We start from the raw sequence: 14,126 nt of genomic DNA on the forward strand, positions 1-14,126 counted from the left end.
AACCGACCTTTTCTTTTTAAGTCTATATTTAATTTAAGCCTCTTTTTAGATTATCCTGAACAAGTAACACAACCTTCTTCCATTGTACACACAGGACCGCTGATTTCTTCTTCAACGCCGGTATGTTGTACCATTGGTTCCAATTGTTTTTCAGCCTGCTGCTCAACAGTAAACTTAACTGCGGCGTTAGCTGCTTGCGTACGCAAGTAGTACATACCAGTTTTTAAACCTTTTTTCCATGCGTAGAAATGCATTGAAGTAAGCTTAGCCGTATTCGGACTTTGTACAAACAAGTTCAACGACTGGCTTTGGCAAATAAAGGCTCCTCGATCGGCAGCCATATCAATTAATGTACGTTGTTTGATCTCCCAAACTGTTTTATACAAATCTTTGATAGATTGAGGAATCTCAGCGATCTCCTGAATTGAGCCTTCGGCAGCAATGATTTTATTTTTCATGGTGCCATCCCACAAATTCAAAGCAACCAGGTCTTTTAAAAGGTGTTTATTTACAACGATAAACTCTCCCGAAAGTACCCTGCGTACATAAATGTTTGAGGTGTAAGGCTCAAAACATTCGTTATTACCTAAAATTTGAGAAGTAGAAGCTGTAGGCATAGGTGCAACCAATAATGAGTTGCGAACACCATGTTTTTTAATTTCTTTCTTCAAGCCGGTAAAATCCCAACGACCACTAGGCGTAACACCCCACATATCATATTGAAGATTGCCTTTAGAAATCGGAGAACCTTCATAAGTTGAATAAGGACCCTCAACTTTAGCCAGATCTTTTGACGCTGTTAAAGCCGCAAAATAAATGGTTTCAGCAATCTCGGTATTCAATTTCTGTGCTTCAGGTGATTCAAATGGATAGCGCAGCATAATGAAGGCATCGGCTAATCCTTGTACTCCTAAACCAACCGGACGATGACGCATGTTTGAATTACGTGCCTCTTCAACCGGATAATAGTTATTGTCGATAATTTTATTCAGGTTATAGGTTGCCTGATAAGTTACCTCATATAATTTTTGATGATCGAACTCGCCATTGATCACGAATTTAGGAAGTGCGAGAGATGCAAGGTTACAAACCGCAACTTCATCATCTGAAGTGTATTCAATAATTTCGGTACACAAGTTTGATGACTTGATTGTTCCTAAATTTTGCTGGTTCGATTTTTTGTTTGCCGCATCTTTATAGAGCATGTAAGGCGTTCCGGTTTCAACTTGTGAATCCATAATGGCAAACCATAGCTCTTGTGCTTTTATAGTTTTGCGGGCACGACCTTCCTGTTCGTATTTGGTATAAAGCGCTTCAAATTCTTCGCTATGCGTTTCGTGCAATCCTGGCGCCTCATGCGGACAGAATAAACTCCATGTGCCGTTTTCTTCAACACGTTTCATGAAAAGATCAGGAATCCAAAGGGCATAGAATAAATCACGTGCACGTAATTCTTCTTTACCATGGTTCTTACGCAAATCGAGGAAATCGAAGATATCGGCATGCCAAGGCTCTAAATAGATGGCAAAAGCTCCTTTGCGTTTACCGCCTCCTTGATCAACGTAACGAGCAGTATCATTGAACACACGTAACATTGGTACAATACCATTAGAGGTTCCATTGGTGCCGCTAATGTATGAACCTGTTGCACGGATATTATGAATGCTTAAACCAATACCGCCTGCCGATTGTGAGATCTTGGCTGTTTGTTTAAGTGTATCATAAATGCCTTCAATGCTGTCGTCTTTCATGGTTAATAAGAAACACGATGACATTTGCGCTTTAGGTGTACCTCCATTGAACAGGGTAGGAGTGGCATGGGTAAACCATTTTTCCGACATTAAATTGTAGGTTTTGATAACCGAATCAATATCGTTTAGGTGAATGCCAACGGAAACGCGCATGTACATATGCTGCGGACGTTCAACCACACGGCCGTTCAGTTTTAGAAGATATGAGCGCTCAAGGGTTTTAAATCCGAAGTAATCAAACGAAAAATCACGATCGTAGATAATACTTGAATCTAAGATCTCGGCATTATTACGAATAACTTCGATTACTTCATCCGATAAAAGCGCGGCATTTAAGCCTGTTTTAGGATCAACGTAATTATATAGTTTCTCCATTGTTTTGGAGAACGATTTTTCGGTGTTTTTATGCAGGTTCGACACCGCGATGCGCGAGGCCAATAAAGCATAATCAGGATGCTTAACGGTTAGAGAAGCAGCGGTTTCGGCAGCAAGGTTGTCAAGTTCTGAAGTGGTAACCCCGTCGTATAAACCTTCAATTACCTTTTTAGCCACGTCAATTGCGTCAACGTGTACCGGATCAAGGCCATAATTAAGTTTTTCTATACGAGCAGTGATTTTGTCAAACTTCACCGATTCTGTTCTTCCGTCGCGTTTTATTACAAACATAAGTTTAGATATGAGATGTGAGATATGTGTATTGAGACTTTCAGAATACTCATTTCTCTAGTTTATAATTTTATTTTTTGTTCATAATTGTGATTGACGTCTCAATTCTCAGATCACAATTCTCAAATCTTATTGATTAAAAGTCCTCATCTAAAGAGAAGATATTACTGTCTTTATCAGACATTACACCGCTTTTTTGATAATCACCAACACGTTTTTCAAAAAAGTTGGTTTTTCCCTGTAAGGAGATCATCTCCATAAAATCAAACGGATTGGTTGCATTGTATATTTTATCATAACCTAAAGCAACCAGCCACCTGTCTGCTACAAACTCAATGTACTGCTGCATCAATTTGGCGTTCATACCTATTAATGAAACAGGTAGTGCATCTGAAATAAATTCTTTTTCAATGGTCACCGCATCGGTGATAATTTCATGAACACGCTCTTGTGAAAGTTTGTTTACAAGCATGCTGTATAGTAAGCAGGCAAATTCACAGTGAGAACCTTCATCGCGAGAGATCAACTCATTTGAGAAAGTTAAACCCGGCATTAAGCCACGTTTTTTAAGCCAGAAGATTGAACAGAAAGAACCTGAAAAGAAAATTCCTTCAACAGCTGCGAAAGCAACCAAACGCTCAGCAAAAGTTCCATTTTCAATCCAGCGTAATGCCCATTCAGCTTTTTTCTTTACACAAGGTACCGTTTCAATAGCGTTGAATAAGCGGTTTTTCTCAACCGTATCTTTGATATAAGTGTCAATTAATAAGGCATATGTTTCAGAGTGGATGTTCTCCATCATTATCTGAAAGCCATAATAACAACGGGCTTCCGGAATTTGAACCTCACTCATAAAGTTCACTGCTAGGTTTTCGTTCACAATGCCGTCGCTGGCAGCAAAAAATGCCAATACATGCGAAATGAAATGACGTTCTCCATCATTAAAACTCTCCCAATCTTTCAAATCGTGTGAAAGGTCTATTTCTTCTGCTGTCCAAAAACTAGCTTCGGCCTTTTTATACATTTCCCATACAGTGGGATATTTGATAGGAAGCAGTACAAACCGCTCCTTATTCTCTTGTAAAATTGGCTCCTGAACGTTTTCCATATATCTTACTTTCTAATTACTTATAAAATTACATAACAATTAAACACCTCGGTCGACAACTTTACCTTTCGCCCGGCCCTTGCCTGCGTTCATAGGAACTAACGAAGTTGTTTTGTCAACTGTAAAACTGGTGGTTTAATTGTTTTTGTAGTAAATACCTTTAAAAAACCGTTTTTGTTTTCGGTTTTTGAGGCATTGTCTGCAGAATCCGGATGGAATTGCTGCTGCGCTTCGACTTTTTTCGTAATAGGACTTAAGCTAACCGATTGATTTTGTGAAGGGATAGATTATTGTCCGTGTATCCAAAGAACGAAATCAAAAGTAATTAGTGGAAGGGATTGAAGACTGAATTTATTTTCAACAAAATGTTAGAAACATAACCGCTTGTTTTTCAGAAAATTATTCTGTTAACGAATAATCCAAGAAACTTAAATTTTTATTAGCAGTTTTTTTTAAGTATGAAAGCACTAATAGTTACCTATTGGCTTGATTGTTAGGAAAGTAGTTTTTGACGTAGCAAGAATTCCAATTGGTCATTGGCCTGAGCAAGATCTTCTGTTAATTGCTTGTTTTTTCTTCTCAACATGTAAACATCATACCCGTTTTGAATATTTTGACGCAATTCATACTCATCCCATGGTTTACTAATGTATCTATATACCTGTCCTTTATTAATTGCGTCAATAACAGCGCTAATATCAGCGTATCCTGTTAATAACATGCGAATTGGGTTAGGGTGTATCTCCAAAATTGACTCTAAAAATTCAATTCCGGTAATATTAGGCATGCGTTGGTCGGTAATTAATATATGAATTTCATTTTCATCCAATATTTTTCTGCCTTCTGCAGCTGATTCGGCAGTAAAAACAGTGAATTCACGTCTAAAAGCAGCTTTGAATGCTGTTAAATTGTGAGGTTCGTCGTCAATATATAATATGTTTATTTGTTCATCTGTCATAAGAGCCTTTTGTATATGATACGAATGTTCGAATATCTTAATTAATTTTATCTTCGAAAGAATTTTTCATTTAAATTACGCCTTTCAATTAAACCCATTAAAACCAAGATCATGAATTTAAGCGTAGATATTCCTCAGTTGCTGAGGTATAAACTTCGTGAAACCAATGTTAGAAATAATGAATGTCAGCCCGAGTTTTTTAGGTTGTCTAATGCATTGGATGCCGAAAAGCTTTACCACCTCCTTCAATATAATTCATCCATTGCTGTTTATGATGAAATTCATGCGCAGCTAAAAGAGTTGATGAAGATTCGCAATCCCGACAAATTGTTGCCAGCCAATGTGCTTGATCAGTTAATTAAAGACCATTTGAAAGGTAATTCATCTGATACTTATGGTGTTTGGGTTTTTTATCCATGGATTAATAAAGTAGTGCATTTGCTTGATGAAAATGAATTTATCGAAGTACGAACTGCTCGCAACAAGCTTAAAATTACAGAAGAGGAACAAAATCTTTTAAGGAATAAAAAAGTAGGAATCATCGGTCTGTCAGTTGGTCAATCTGTGGCAGTAACCATGGCCATGGAACGGGTTTGCGGTGAATTACGTTTGGCCGATTTTGATGCACTTGAACTAGGTAATTTAAACAGGTTAAGAGCAGGTGTACAGCAGTTGAGTGTTCCTAAAGTGATATGTGCTGCCCGCGAAATAGCTGAGATTGATCCGTTTATAAAAGTTAAAGTTTATAAAGAAGGGCTTTCAATTGCCAATATGGCTGAGTTTTTAGGTGAAGGGGAGCAGCGTTTAAACTTATTGGTAGAAGTTTGTGATAGCTTTGAAATGAAGATTTTATCAAGGATTGAAGCTCGTAAAAGGCAAATTCCGGTAGTGATGGAAACAAATGACCGGGGAATGTTGGATATAGAGCGATTTGACCTTGAACCTCAGCGAATGCTTATGCATGGAATGGTTCCACAGCTCGAAGGTGAAAGTACTGTAATTGCCAAAAAGCTGGAGGGAATAAACCCTCAGGAGCGTATGCAGTACTTATCGCAGATGATAGGAATGGAAAATCTTTCAGAACGGATGCTGTATTCATTGCAAAGTTTAGGAAAAACCATTAACGGCTGGCCTCAGTTAGCCTCCGGAGCAGTTTTAGGCGGAGCAATCGTAACCCATTCTTGTCGTAAAATATTATTGGATTCGTTTCGGTCATCCGGAAGGTATTTTATCGACCTCGAAAAAATTATTAATGATATGAATAAAAGTTAACAAGAATCCTAAATGATCGAAGTCAGAGTTTTTCGTGCTATCGACGATCCTGATGCTTGCCAGAAATATATAGATGGTCACCGCCGTATTTTAGAAATACATGGTGTAACCAAAATAACCTCTTATAAGCATGATTGGATGAATGACAAGCATACAATGGTTATTTTGGTGGAGGAGCAGGAAAGTAAGAGGGTATTGGGTGGGGCACGTTTACAATTGAGACGGAGTGGAATGAGTTTGCCAATTGAATTGGCGTTATATAAATATGATGAGAAAATATTGAACATGGTTCGTGATGCGGAATTAAATGGGGGTACTAGTGAACTATGTGGTTTATGGAACTCGATGGAAGTGGCCGGCATGGGGATAGGGAGTTATATTCTGTCACGGATCGGTGCAGCTATTTCTTCTCAATTACCCATTACCAGCATTTTTGTATTATGCTCTCCTGTTACTGTGCGCATGGGCAGAAGGGTTGGGGCCGTTGTTGAAAGCACACTGGGTAATAATGGCTTGTTTTATTATCCCAAGGATGATTTAATTGCAACAGCAATGTTGCTAAGTGATTGTGATACACTAGTAAATGCCGATGCCAGCGAGCGGGAATTAATTTTTGATTTAAGAGCAAATCCTATTCAAAGCAGATTGGAAAGAGGACCGAAAGGGCAGTTCGAATTAAATTACGACCTTGTTATAAATCAATTAGACTATCATGATATAAGTAACAAATGAAGTTTTTAAAGATCATTTTATTCTTCTGTTTTATTTTTTCAGGGTTAAACGCGCTGGCGGGTTCTCCCATAGTTATAACCGATCATACAAAGGTTTACGTTTTAGGAAATGCGTTGTCAATTTATGAAGATCCTTCAGGCAAGGAATCATTACAACAGGTTATAGTTAAAAATGATTTTAAATCTAATGCTCACCAGAATCCCAATTTTGGGATTACAAAATCGGCTTATTGGCTAAAATTCACCGTTGAGAACCGTAGTGGTGTGGAGCAATTGCTGCTGGCTGTTGAAAACCCTATAATTGATGAGATCGATCTTTATCAGTATAACGCTAAAGGGCAACTGATCGCCCAAAAACTAGGTGAACACTATTCGTTTGATAAACGAAAAATCGATCAATCGAATTATGTTTTTCAGCTTAATCTTCCAAATGAAGCCTCCTCCTCTTATTATTTAAGGGTTAAAAGCAACGACCAACTTCAGCTTCCTATTTTTATAGGAACCCAAGAGGCTATTTATAAACATTCCTCGCAGCGTGATCTATTATTTGGGATATATGTTGGAATCATCTTAATAATGATGGTTTATAACCTGTTTGTCTATATCTCGGTAAAAGATAGCAGTTATATCTATTATGTGTTGTTTATCTTCTTTGTGGGATTATCTCAGGCAACACTCGAAGGTTTCGGTTTTCAGTTTTTGTGGCCAAATAATAGCTGGTTTGCGATAAATAGTACGATTATCGTCCCAGTTTTTTCGGGCATTACTACGGGTTTGTTTATGAAGAAGTTTCTTCAAACCAGGCTCGTTGCGGCAAACCTTGATAAAGGGATTAACCTTTTTATTTCTTCTTATTTTATTGCCCTTGCATGCTGCTTTGCCGGTTATAATCATTTAGCCTTACAACTATTGCATGTTATAGGAGCTATCGGTTCATTTTATGCATTGTATGTCGGTTATCGGATTCATAAAATGGGTATCCGTTCGGGGCAGTTCTTTTTAATTGCCAATGTGATATTTCTATTGGCGGTAGTGGTGTTTGTATTGCGTAATGTTAACATCATTCCTTACAATACATTTACTTCCTTTATCCTTGAACTTGGCTCTGCTTTTCAGGTATCGTTACTTTCGTTTGCTTTAGCTGATAAGATTAATACTCTGAAAAGAGAAAAAGAACATTCTCAGGAAATGGCTTTAGCGGCTTCCAAAGAAAATGAACGCTTGGTTAAAGAACAGAACGTTTTCTTAGAGACTAAGGTAAATGAACGGACACAGGAACTTCAAAATGCCAATGTCGAGCTGAACCATACACTGCATCAACTAAAAGACACTCAATCACAATTGGTGGAAGCAGAGAAAATGGCTTCATTAGGTACACTTACTGCTGGTATTGCCCACGAAATTAATAACCCAATCAACTTTGTAAGCTCAAATGTTCGTCCTTTGCAAATGGATATCGATGATTTGTTTGCTGTTATTGCTAAGTATGAGAATCTAAATCCAAATCAAAGTGTAGAAGAGCAGCTGATTGAAATTGAGCGTTTTAAAAAGAAAATTGATCTGACCTACGTAGGTGAAGAGATTAAAATGTTGTTGCGAGGCATTGAAGATGGTGCCAGCCGTACTGCGGAAATAGTGAAGGGCTTACGGAACTTCAGCCGTCTTGATGAAAGTGATTTAAAAATGACCGATATACATGAGTGTTTAGACTCAACATTGGTGGTTTTAAAACATTCCATTCCTTCCTTTATAACCATAGAAAAAAATTATCTGGCCGATAAACTAATTGAATGTTATCCTGGGAAACTAAATCAGGCCTTGCTTAATTTATTGAACAATGCCATCCATGCTATCAATAAGAATAATCCTGAACTACAGCATTTTATCAAAATTAAAACGCAGATTGATGATGATGTGATGAAAATATCGGTTACTGATTCTGGTATAGGGATACCTGATGAGGTAAAAGATCGCATATTCGATCCTTTCTTCACTACCAAGGAGGTAGGAGAGGGTACCGGTTTGGGATTGTCAATTGTATATAATATAATTGAAAAACATCAAGGTAAAATTGATGTGGTTTCAGTTCCAAACAAAGGAACAACATTTACGCTGCTCTTACCAATTAAACTAAAAACCAAAACCAATCAAAGCGTAAATGAGGTCATTAGGACATGATATCATCAGAATACTTTATATTGATGATGAGAGGGAAAATCTGAATGCATTTAAGGCAGCTTTCAGAAGAGAATTTGAAATTTACACTGTACAATCAGCTTTTGAGGCACATCGTATACTTCAGGAGGTGTCAATTCATGTTATTATTGCCGACCAACGAATGCCGAATTGTACCGGAGTGGAGTTTTTTGGAACTATACTCGAAAGATTTCCAGATCCAATCAGAATTTTAATTACTGGCTACATTGACTCGGAAACCTTGATTGAGGCCATAAACAGTGGACGTATTTACCGCTTTTTGCGTAAGCCATGGGATGAGTTGGAGCTGAGGAATACAATTTATAATGCTTACAACAGTTACCAAACCGCTAAGCAGCTTAAGCAAAATATAGAAGAGCTTGAAAAAACCAATAATGAGTTAAGCAGGTTTATTTATAGCATGTCGCATGATTTACGATCGCCTTTAATGTCAATTTTAGGGATTGTAAAGCTGGCCAATCTCGAACAGTCAGTAACCGATCCCAATGGTTACCTGGATATTATTGCCCAAAGTGTTCATAAGCTTGATGCTTATATTTTAAAAGTTATCGAATATTATCAAAATTCAAAGGCGGAAGTGGTAAACGAATGTATTGATTTTGAATGTTTTGTGAACGGGCTTTTAGAGGAATTTAAACCGCAAAACAATGGAATAAACTATAGGCTTGATGTTGAGCAATCAGCAAACTTCAAAGGAGATCATTTTCATATTGCGGTTATTTTCAATAATCTGATTTCTAATGCAGTTAAATATCAGCGAACCGAAGAATCTTCTCAGCAGATCAATATCTCGATAAAGGCAGATGAGATAAAAGCAGTTATATCCATTGTCGATAACGGAATCGGAATATTAAATGAGCATCTTGATCAAATATTCAAATTGTTTTTCAGGGCGAAAAATACCCGTAGAACAGGTACCGGAATAGGTTTATATATTGTTAAAGACGCATTGAACAAAATTGGAGGCAGTATTTCGGTACAATCGATAATAAATGAAGGAACAAAATTCGAAATTTCAATTCCTAACCGAGTGATTGAGGGGGTAAAATTATGCGTATAATGTTGGTTGATGATAGTAAGATCGATCTTTTTTTGGCCGAAAGGATGATCAAGTTAAGTGGCATAAGCAATCATATTATTGCTTGTTCATCAGCTTCTGATTCACTTGATTATATAAGAAAAAATGCTCACTTAAATGAAATGCTACCTCAGTTAATATTATTGGATATCCACATGCCCGAAATGGATGGTTTCGAATTTCTGGCTGAGTTGATCCGTTTCCCTCTGGCTGTCAGTCAGCAAATGAATGTGATCATGCTCACCTCTTCTGTTGATATAAAAGACCAGACAATGGCCGATGCTAATCCAATAGTTACAAAACTTATCAAAAAACCACTAGATACAGATGAACTTAGGCTAGTCTTGGATAGCCTCAAATGTGTTTAGAATAAATAATTGTTGAAACATCAATTTATGACACAAAATTTTGTTATAACCATATTTTCCACATAAGTGGAAAATATTCCTACTAATTAAAAAGATTCCCCTCTTTCTATTTTTCTAAATAAATAACTCGTCTTTTATTAGTTTTTATTTTTTTTAACTTTAAGTTAATAGTATTAATTATTATATTTCCAACTAGATAATAATATCTATTAATTCTGCCTACTATTTATAAAGACCTAACTGAAACTTTTGATTTCTCTATTTCGTATAAAACTTTAGAGAAAGTGTCTGCGAAAAATATTGCTCATTACGCTCTGCTATTGGAAATTTTACATTTTTTTAGTTAATAAAAATTACTAATAGCTTATCAGTCAAAGCATTAAATACAATTAAACCCAATTCCGATTTTCGGAATAACCAACAAACTAACCCTAACTGCTACTGCATGGAACACAACTTCTACGCACAAAAATTGAGTTTATTGAAATCTGTAAAGGGTTCTTTACGGTTTTTAATAATCTTTTTGTTTTCACTAATAGGTTTCTTTGGAAACTTTGAGCGAACTTATGCTCAAAAGGTTTCCAGCGGAGCTTTATGTAGTGGAACACTAGGTAACCCGGTTGTAACAATTGACTTTGGCTATGGCAGCGCAAGCAGCAACTATGGCCCGGCATTGGCATCCGGCATCACCAATTATAACTATTGGTTCCCAAGTGTGCTGCCTAATCCGGGTGGATCTGACGATTTGCATGATAATAAATATGCAATTCTTCCACGTCTGAATTGGAATGTCAGTCACCCTACATCTAAAGATGGAAGTGGGAAGTTTACTGCGCCAGGAGCATGGCACATCTATAACCATGACCATTCCTATTGGATGAACGGGAAATCGGACGGTTACATGTATGTGGTAAATGCTGCATATGAGCCGGGGATTTTTTACCAGCAGCGTATAGATGCATTGTGTTCAGGAACTACTTATGAGTTCTCTGCATATATTACCAATTTAATTAACGGATCATCTTGTGGGGGAAATGCGGCGATTAAGCCAAATATTCGTTTTCAAATTGAGTCTGTTTCCGGTACAGTTTTAGGGTATTACGAAACCGGGGACTTAAACCAAACAAATTGTACTTCTGCAGCCAGCTACGGTTTGCCATCATCTAATCCAACAGAGTGTGTTACGGAGCAGAATTTATGGCAACAAGTGGGGTTCTTATTTACCATACCTTCGGGTAACTCCTCAGTTATTATTAAGATGATTAATAATAATCCTGGAGGATGTGGTAATGACTTGGCGATTGATGATATTAACTTCCGTCCTTGTGGTCCTTCAATAGGAATGCTACCTACCAGTGATAAAAGCATTTGTGTGGGTGGTAACTTTACATTTTCGGCAGTTTTAGGAGCTGGTTATAGTAATCCTGATTTCTTATGGCAAAAGAGTGTTGATAACGGGGCGACCTGGATTGATATGCCAATCCAAACCACAACTGATTTAGCGTTTACAAATCTTCAAGTTTCTAATTCAGGTTTGTATCGTGTATTGGTAGGTGGCGGGGGAGGTGCTGTAAGTAATCCTAACTGTAGGGTGGCTTCTGATCCTGTACGATTAACGGTCTATCCACCACCAGTTGTTACTGTCAGTGGTAGTGGAACCTATTGTGTGGGGGATGTTATTACATTAACGGCATCACCAGGGGCCAAATCTTATCAATGGTTTAAACAGGGTGGAACAGCAGTTACGGCAAAAGGAAATTTTGCGACTTATACATTTACAGCATCAAATGCTTCTGAATCAGGCAATTATTATGTAGTTGCATATAATGATCAACAGACAGGGACAAACACATTTATTGAATGTTCTCAAACTTCCAATAATGTTGCCTTAACTATAAACCCGGCGCCAATACCTGTTATTACCGGTTCGCCATATTTTTGTGGTGCAACAAGTACAACACTCTCAACCGGAACATTTAATTCGTATAAATGGTATAATACAGCTAGTCCGGGTACAATACTATCAACTTCTCAAAGTTTAACAGTTACTAATAACGGAACTTATGCAGTTGAAGTTTTTAATGGAAACTGTTATGGAACGCAAACTATAACTGTCTCTAACGGGACTGTTCCAACGGTTAGTATTTCATTAGCAAGTACTTGTAATGGGGCAACCTTAACAAGTTCTGGTTCAAATATTTCAACCCGTCAATGGTCTAAAGATGGTGTTGATATTCCTGCAGCCTCAGGTGGAACGGGTACTTCATTAAATGTTACCCTGGCTGGAGTCTACAAAATAACAGTTACATCCACTACAGGTTGTACGGCTTCTGCTACTCAAACAGTAACTACAGCAAACTTTGCAGTTGCACCATCACCGGTACTTACTCCAAATCCTAATAAAATAGGTTTATGTACAGGAGATGCATATCCAACATTAAGTGTTGCCGATGCATCTGGAGCAGCTTATAATACTACTGATTATGATTTCGAATGGTACTATAATGGTGTATTAGCCACGGTATCAGACGCCGGTCGGGCAAGTAATCCTAGTCAATCACCAAATAACTCTTCTAGAAGTATAATGCAAATTATACCTAAGAAGCCAGGTACTTTTACGGTGAAAGTTACCAAAACAGCAGGTACTTGTCTTGGAACCTATACTTCTCCTGGTGTAACTATTACTGTTACCAATCCTCCATCAGTTTCTATCACCGGAACACCATCCTATTGTGCCGGTGGAAGTACTACTCTTACGGCTAACCCTTCAGGCAAAGTATATGAGTGGAAGAATTCTGCGGGAACCGTTTTGGGTACTTCTCAAAGTTTAACCGTTAGCGGTGCTGCTGATACCTATACAGTAAAAGTTACTGATCAAGGTTGTAGTGCAACTTCTAGTCAGGCTGTTACGGTTAATCCTGTAAATAAACCAAGCATTTCTGGTGCAGGTGCATTAACCTTCTGTCAAAATGCTGCTGGAAATGCGAGTATAGTTCTAACTGCATCAAGTATCGTATCCGGAACAACTTTCCAATGGTATAAAGATGGTGCTATTATTTCAGGAGCAACAAATTCTACTTACACAGCAACAGCGAGTGGGAGTTATACAGTAGTTCCTTCTAATAAGCCTTGTCCGATATCCTCTGATCCTGCAGTAGTAACAATTAATGTATTACCAACGGTAACCTTAAACGCAGCGGGTCCATACACGTTCTGTCAGGGCGGCTCACAGGTAATTTCGGTTACTGATGAATCAGCCTTAGGCGTAACGTATCAGTGGTACAATGGAGCGACAGCCATTCCGTCGGCAACCTCAAACAGTTATACTGCAACGGCAACCGGTCAGTATAAAGTGGTGGCCAGCTACCCTGCAGCAGCAGGCGGCTGTTCGGCTACTTCGGCTACGGTGAACGTAACGGTGAATCCGTTGCCAACAGCTACTATATCAGCTTCTGGTCCAACCACGTTCTGTAATGGCGGCAGTGTAACCTTAACCGCGCCGGTACAATCGAACGTGAACTATCAGTGGTACCAAGGAGCAACAGCTGTAGGAACAAACAGCAATACATTAATAGTAACCACAGCTGGGTCATATACAGTCAAAGTAACCAATACCATTACTACCTGTTCTGCCACTTCGCCTGCTACAGTAGTAACAGTTAATTCAGTTCCAACGGTAACCTTGAATGCACCAGGCCCATACACGTTTTGTCAGGGCGGATCACAAGTTATTTCAGTTCCTAATCAATCAGCTTCAGGAGTAACTTATCAGTGGTATAATGGAGCGACTTTAATTGGAGGTGCAACCTCTAACAGCTATACAGCAACGGCAACTGGGCAGTATACAGTGGTAGCAAGCTATCCTGCAGCAGCAGGTGGATGTTCTGCTACTTCAGCGGTAGTAAATGTAACGGTGAATCCATTACCGGTAGCGACGATCAGTCCTTCAGGACCGACCACCTTCTGTAGCGGCGGCT

General features: G+C 38.3%; 9 protein-coding genes. 6 read left to right on the forward strand and 3 right to left on the reverse strand.

The features are described 5' to 3' along the window. Positions 1-50: 50 nt before the first annotated feature. From NF867_RS03710 to NF867_RS03720, 3 genes are all read right to left on the reverse strand, one after another. Positions 51-2,417 (reverse strand): ribonucleoside-diphosphate reductase subunit alpha, encoded by a 2,367-nt coding sequence (locus tag NF867_RS03710; protein ID WP_252586201.1) that lies wholly within the window; start codon positions 2,415-2,417, stop codon positions 51-53. 136 nt (positions 2,418-2,553) lie between these two features. Then, positions 2,554-3,525 carry a ribonucleoside-diphosphate reductase small subunit gene (locus NF867_RS03715; RefSeq protein WP_252586202.1) on the reverse strand — a complete coding sequence of 324 codons (972 nt, stop codon included), beginning with the start codon at positions 3,523-3,525 and terminating at the stop codon, positions 2,554-2,556. A gap of 493 nt (positions 3,526-4,018) precedes the next feature. Further along, positions 4,019-4,483 carry a response regulator gene (locus tag NF867_RS03720; protein ID WP_252586203.1) on the reverse strand — a complete coding sequence of 155 codons (465 nt, stop codon included), beginning with the start codon at positions 4,481-4,483 and terminating at the stop codon, positions 4,019-4,021. Positions 4,484-4,594: 111 nt separating this feature from the next. Between NF867_RS03720 and NF867_RS03725 the strand changes: the two genes are divergently transcribed. The 6 genes from NF867_RS03725 to NF867_RS03750 form a co-directional block, all read left to right on the forward strand. Continuing rightward, complete coding sequence (locus NF867_RS03725; protein ID WP_252586204.1) at positions 4,595-5,755, forward strand: ThiF family adenylyltransferase; 1,161 nt, start codon at positions 4,595-4,597, stop codon at positions 5,753-5,755. Positions 5,756-5,767: 12 nt separating this feature from the next. Then, positions 5,768-6,487 (forward strand): hypothetical protein, encoded by a 720-nt coding sequence (locus NF867_RS03730; protein ID WP_252586205.1) that lies wholly within the window; start codon positions 5,768-5,770, stop codon positions 6,485-6,487. Then, positions 6,484-8,664, forward strand: a complete 2,181-nt coding sequence (locus NF867_RS03735; RefSeq protein ID WP_252586206.1) for a sensor histidine kinase — start codon at positions 6,484-6,486, stop codon at positions 8,662-8,664. Before NF867_RS03730 ends, NF867_RS03735 begins: the two co-directional genes overlap by 4 nt. Continuing rightward, positions 8,645-9,763, forward strand: a complete 1,119-nt coding sequence (locus tag NF867_RS03740; protein WP_252586207.1) for a hybrid sensor histidine kinase/response regulator — start codon at positions 8,645-8,647, stop codon at positions 9,761-9,763. The genes NF867_RS03735 and NF867_RS03740 overlap by 20 nt, the downstream gene beginning before the upstream one ends. Beyond that, on the forward strand, positions 9,754-10,149 hold the full coding sequence (locus tag NF867_RS03745) for a response regulator (RefSeq protein WP_252586208.1): 396 nt from the start codon (positions 9,754-9,756) through the stop codon (positions 10,147-10,149). Before NF867_RS03740 ends, NF867_RS03745 begins: the two co-directional genes overlap by 10 nt. A 445-nt stretch (positions 10,150-10,594) precedes the next feature. After that, the coding region (locus NF867_RS03750; protein WP_465269307.1) for an Ig-like domain-containing protein at positions 10,595-14,126 on the forward strand (3,532 nt) is incomplete at its 3' end.

Origin of the sequence: Solitalea agri (genome assembly GCF_023914155.1) — a bacterium.
GTDB lineage: Bacteria > Bacteroidota > Bacteroidia > Sphingobacteriales > Sphingobacteriaceae > Solitalea > Solitalea agri.

Bases quoted from the DNA above. Each gene is read 5' to 3' on its own strand.
- NF867_RS03710 (WP_252586201.1), bottom strand. From the start codon at position 2,417: ATGTTTGTAATAAAACGCGACGGAAGAACAGAATCGGTGAAGTTTGAC.
- NF867_RS03715 (WP_252586202.1), bottom strand. From the start codon at position 3,525: ATGGAAAACGTTCAGGAGCCAATTTTACAAGAGAATAAGGAGCGGTTT.
- NF867_RS03720 (WP_252586203.1), bottom strand. From the start codon at position 4,483: ATGACAGATGAACAAATAAACATATTATATATTGACGACGAACCTCAC.
- NF867_RS03725 (WP_252586204.1), top strand. From the start codon at position 4,595: ATGAATTTAAGCGTAGATATTCCTCAGTTGCTGAGGTATAAACTTCGT.
- NF867_RS03730 (WP_252586205.1), top strand. From the start codon at position 5,768: ATGATCGAAGTCAGAGTTTTTCGTGCTATCGACGATCCTGATGCTTGC.
- NF867_RS03735 (WP_252586206.1), top strand. From the start codon at position 6,484: ATGAAGTTTTTAAAGATCATTTTATTCTTCTGTTTTATTTTTTCAGGG.
- NF867_RS03740 (WP_252586207.1), top strand. From the start codon at position 8,645: ATGAGGTCATTAGGACATGATATCATCAGAATACTTTATATTGATGAT.
- NF867_RS03745 (WP_252586208.1), top strand. From the start codon at position 9,754: ATGCGTATAATGTTGGTTGATGATAGTAAGATCGATCTTTTTTTGGCC.